General features: G+C 67.1%; 2 protein-coding genes and 3 pseudogenes. All 5 read left to right on the top strand.

Annotated features, from left to right (window positions below):
* The first annotated feature begins 140 nt into the window (after nt 1–140).
* The gene (locus AKL29_RS07210; protein ID WP_082190490.1) at nt 141–2,192 is read left to right on the top strand and encodes an ABC transporter ATP-binding protein/permease; all 2,052 of its coding nucleotides are present in this window, start codon (nt 141–143) and stop codon (nt 2,190–2,192) included.
* A 30-nt stretch (nt 2,193–2,222) separates the two neighbouring features.
* Nucleotides 2,223–3,080, top strand: a complete 858-nt coding sequence (locus tag AKL29_RS07205) for an FkbM family methyltransferase (protein WP_152977454.1) — start codon at nt 2,223–2,225, stop codon at nt 3,078–3,080.
* A gap of 215 nt (nt 3,081–3,295) precedes the next feature.
* Nucleotides 3,296–3,681: pseudogene (locus tag AKL29_RS07200) on the top strand (VOC family protein).
* Nucleotides 3,682–3,790: 109 nt separating this feature from the next.
* Nucleotides 3,791–4,006 (top strand): annotated as a pseudogene (locus AKL29_RS43840) (hypothetical protein); the annotation flags it as partial.
* A 248-nt stretch (nt 4,007–4,254) separates the two neighbouring features.
* Nucleotides 4,255–4,865, top strand: a pseudogene (locus tag AKL29_RS43960) (OmpA family protein); the annotation flags it as partial.

Here is a 4,865-nt window from a genome sequence, read left to right as displayed (position 1 = left end):
TCTACCTCCCCGCTTTCGCCAGGACGACGATGAGGATGGTTCTCGATTCAAGATACCAAACAACGCGGTGTCATCACCCGAGCAGCACGCGAGTGACCGCCGGAGGCGGAACCGGGTAATTTGCCTGGCGTTATCGTGCCATGGGCAAAGCCGAGGCAAAATCCAAATCGTCGGACGGGCCGTCGTCGGCCAGGACTGCATCGCCTCGGAAAGCGAGCGCAAAGGCGGCCGATCAAGAGCGTAAGGATCCCGCGCCAAGCGAAGCGGACGAGAAGTCGGAATTTGTCGAGGTTATCGCCGAAGGCGGCGACCATGTCGAACCGCCGCCGCCGGAAATCGTCGAACCCGATCCCGAATTGTCGGCCGAAGAGGCCGAGCAGGCGCGCAAGGACTATTTGCTGACGCGGTTCTGGATCAGCGCGCGCGGCTATTGGGGCCGAAGCGGCGACCGGCTGGCGTGGCTGTTCACGATCGGCCTGCTGCTGCTGATCGTCAGCAATGTTGCCGTTCAGTACGGCATCAATGTCTGGAATCGCGCGATCTTCGATGCGATCGAAAAGCGCGACGCGGCCAGTGTCTTCCACCTGACGGCCATCTTCTTTCCGCTGGCGATCGGCAGCGTGCTGCTGGGGGTCGCGCAGGTGTTCGGCCGCATGGGCATCCAGCGGCGCTGGCGTGCCTGGCTGACCAACGCCGTCGTGTCGCGCTGGCTGACAAACGGCCGCTACTACCAGCTCAACCTCGTCGACGGCGATCACAAGAATCCGGAGTACCGGATCGCGGAGGATCTGCGGATCGCGACCGATTCTCCGGTCGACTTCATCGCCGGCGTGACGTCGGCGCTGCTCTCGGCCGTCACCTTCATCGTCGTGCTCTGGACCATCGGCGGCGCGCTGACGGTGACGCTGGGCGGCTCGTCGATCAGCATCCCGGGCTTCCTGGTCATTGCCGCGATCATCTATGCGGCGATCGCGTCGGGCTCGATCGCGGCAATCGGCCGCAGCTTCGTGCAGATCTCCGAGGACAAAAACCAGGCGGAAGCGGAATTCCGCTACATCCTGACCCGCGTGCGCGAGAATGGCGAAAGCATCGCGCTGCTCGGCGGCGAAACTGAGGAGCGCGACGGCATCGACAAGACGTTCTCGAACGTGTTGCGGCAATGGGCGCGGCTCGCCGGGCAACACATGCGCACGACGCTGGTGTCGCAGGGATCGAATCTCATTGCGCCGGTGGTACCCTTGCTGCTGTGTGCGCCAAAATTTCTCGACGGCAGCATGTCGCTCGGTCAGGTGATGCAGGCGGCCTCGGCCTTCACCATCGTGCAGACCGCGTTCGGCTGGCTGGTCGACAACTATCCGCGACTCGCCGACTGGAACGCCTGCGCACGGCGCATCGCTTCGCTGATGTTGTCGCTTGACGGGCTGGAACGCGCCGAGACCGGCGACGGCTTCGGCCGCATCGAGCGCGGCGAGACCGAGGGCGAGGCCATGCTGAGCCTCAACGATCTCTCCGTCACGCTGGACGACGGCACCGCCGTGGTCGGCGAGACCGAAGTGGTGATCGAACCGGGCGAGCGGCTTTTGGTCGCCGGCGAATCCGGCACCGGCAAGAGCACGCTGGTGCGCGCCATCGCCGGCCTGTGGCCGTGGGGCGGCGGCAGTGTCGGCCTGCACGCAGACCGCCGCCTGTTCATGCTGCCGCAAAAGCCCTACGTGCCCTCCGGCACGCTGCGACGCGCGGTGGCCTATCCCGGCGCGGCGGAGGACTGGAGCGTCGATGAGATCAGCCGTGCCCTGCACAAGGTCGGCCTCGACCATCTCAAGGACAAGATCGAGGAGGACGCGCCGTGGGACCAGACCCTGTCCGGCGGCGAGAAGCAGCGGCTCGCCTTTGCCCGCCTGCTGCTGCACGCCCCCGACATCGTCGTGCTCGACGAGGCGACGTCCGCGCTCGACGAGAAGAGCCAGGACAAGATGATGGAGACGGTGACGACGGAACTGCCGAAGGCGACCATCGTCAGCGTCGCGCACCGCGTCGAGCTCGAAGCGTTCCATAGCCGCAAGATCGTGCTGGAGCGCCGCAAGGGCGGCGCCAAACTGGTCAGCGACGTCGACCTGATCCCGCGCAAGGGCAAACGAAGGCTGCTCGGCCGCTTCCTGCGGCAACGGCAGGCAGCGGGCAAGGCGGCGTAACGGGCGTTGGCGCTGCCGTCAAAACCGGCTATGCATGCCGCGCTTTTGACGAGGCCATGCGTGATCCCGAGCAACGACATATCGCCGGCGCCGTTCGGCGCCTTCGCGCCCAATGCGGCGCAGGCCGCCATCATCCGCCTGGCGCATGGCTCAGGATTGAAGCGCGGCGCATTCCGGCCCTGGCTCTCGCGGCTCGTCAATCTGTTCGGCGCGGGGCCGCTCGACGTGACCTATCAGGGCGCATCGTTCCGCTTCTATCATCAGGCGAGCGCGACCGAGCGCGGCGCGCTGTTCAATCCCGATTACAACCTTGAAGAACTCACCTTCCTGCGGGCTCATGTCGGCGCGGATGGCACCTTCGTCGATCTCGGCGCCAATGTCGGCACCTTTGCGCTGGCGCTGGCGCGCGATGTCGGGCCCGGTGGCAAGGTGATCGCGATCGAGCCGCATCCGGTGACGCATGCGCGGCTCAAGTTCAACACCCAGGCCTCCGGCTTTCCGCAGGTGCGCCTGGTTGCGGCGGCCGCCGGCCCGACCGATGGCGAACTGATGATCGAGACCGACGGCGACAATCTCGGCGCCAGCCACATCGTCACCGGCACGCCGACAGGCAAGGCGTTCAAGGTGCCGTCGCTGCGGCTGCAACGCATCCTCGACGAGGCCGGCGCGAGCAAGGTCAATGCGCTCAAGATCGACGTCGAGGGTTTCGAGGACCGCGTGCTGATCGGCTTCTTCCGCGACGCGCCGCAGGCACTGTGGCCGCGCGCGGTGGTGATCGAGCATCTGTCGAAGGACGAATGGACTGACGACTGCATCGCGGACATGCATGCACGCGGTTACGTCGAGCAGGGCCGGACGCGGAGCAACACGCTGCTGGTGCGGAGCTGAGATGTCTGCGGCTGAGATCGGCCGCGCCAGTCGATGCTTGTCTTCTTCTTCCCCCTGAAAGGGGAAGGTCGGGATGGGGGTCAACCGCAGATGACACTGTCTGCGAAGAGAGCAGATCCCCACCCGCTTTGCTCTTGCGAGCAAAGCGACCTCCCCTTTGCAAGGGGAGGTAAAACAACGCGGATGCAAGTGCATCACAACAAGGGAGGCTCGCGATGATCGACCATATCGGCTTTTCCGTGTCCGACTATCAACGCGCGAAGGCTTTCTACCAGACGGCGCTGGCGCCGCTCGGCTACGGCCTGATCATGGAAGTGCCCGCGGAGGTGACCGGGCACGCGCCCGCCGCGGGCTTCGGCGCCGACGGCAAGCCGGATTTCTGGATCGGCGGCGAAGGCGCGATGAACAAGCCGGTGCATATCGCCATCACGGCCAAAGACCGCGCCACCGTCGACGCCTTCTACAAGGCCGCGATGGCGGCCGGCGGCCGCGACAACGGCGCGCCCGGCATTCGCGCGCATTACCACCCGAGCTATTACGGCGCATTCGTGCTCGTCCCGACGGCCACAATATCGAGGCGGTCTGCCACACGCCCGGGTGAAACATCGGAACGCCGCGGCGCGCGATCCGTTGTCGCTGCGAACTTCGATGGAGCGATCAATGCGCGCGACGCGATCTGCCATCGGCAGCAGCCGCAGGGCCTCGATATGATGCCGATCGAGCCTCCCGAGATTCCGCCGACGACGCCGGGCACACCGAGCGAACCGCCGCCGGGAATTCCGCCCGGCAGTCCACGCCCCGAGGTTCCGGAGCCGGTGCGCGAACCCGGCGAGCCGCCGCGACCGGACGAGTTGCCCGGCAAGACACCCGACGAATCACCGGTGCGCGGACCGCCTGGACCGTCCGGCCCGCCGCCTGCGACAGATCGGCTCGCCGGCCGGTGCGTCGCTCTTGCGCCCAAGTTCCACGTCGATTGCAAATGTGTCGGCGCGTTTCTTCTGAACGCGCGGTGAACAACCACACATGCAACCCGTTATAATGTCGAAATAAACTTCGCCGATGATTCGTGGCTCGCCACAATCCGGCCTAACGGCTGGCGGTTCATCGTCCTGCCGAATTGTTCGGTTCTCACTTTGCTTTCCTGCCCAGACTTTCCGCCGGGGACTCCTAGACAATGACAAAGCTTCGTCTCGTGCTGCTTGCCACGACTGCGCTGACGGTGATGCAGTTCGCCACCTCAGCGTCGCACGCCCAAACTTCGCCGCTGGTCGTCGCACAGGCGCAGCAGAAGGAAGAAACCGGACCTGACGGAAAGCCGAAGGCGCGGCCAGCGCCGGGCGCGCCGGGTGCTCCTGCACGTCCCGCACCGCCGGCCGCAGCACCGCATCCGCAGGCGCCACCTCCCGCTGCGGCACCCGCGCATCCTGCTCCGCCGGCCGCAGCGCCCGCGAAGCCGACCCCGCCTGCGGCACCTGCCCGGCCCGAGCCGCCCGCGGCCGCACCGGCAAAGCCGACGCCGCCTCCGGCAGCCGCACCACATCCGGCACCGCCGCCGGCTCCCGCACGGCCCGAGCCGCCTGCGGCGCGCCCGACGACGCCTCCGCCGTCGGCTGCTCCCGCACATCCCACACCGCCTCCGCCCGCGGCTGCCCCCGCGAAACCCGCGCCGGCACCGGCACGGCCGGAGCCGCCCGCAGCGGCGCCTGCGAAGCCAACCCCGCCACCGCCGACGGCTGCCCCCGCACATCCCACGCCGACGCCACCGCCGCCGGCCGCAGCACCGCA

Origin of the sequence: Bradyrhizobium pachyrhizi (assembly GCF_001189245.1) — a bacterium.
GTDB classification, from domain to species: Bacteria; Pseudomonadota; Alphaproteobacteria; order Rhizobiales; family Xanthobacteraceae; genus Bradyrhizobium; species Bradyrhizobium pachyrhizi.
This window is presented reverse-complemented; position numbering and strand designations above follow the sequence as displayed.

What these genes read in the sequence shown, in the direction of transcription:
- AKL29_RS07210 (WP_082190490.1), top strand. Translation starts at nt 141, where the DNA reads ATGGGCAAAGCCGAGGCAAAATCCAAATCGTCGGACGGGCCGTCGTCG.
- AKL29_RS07205 (WP_152977454.1), top strand. Translation starts at nt 2,223, where the DNA reads ATGCATGCCGCGCTTTTGACGAGGCCATGCGTGATCCCGAGCAACGAC.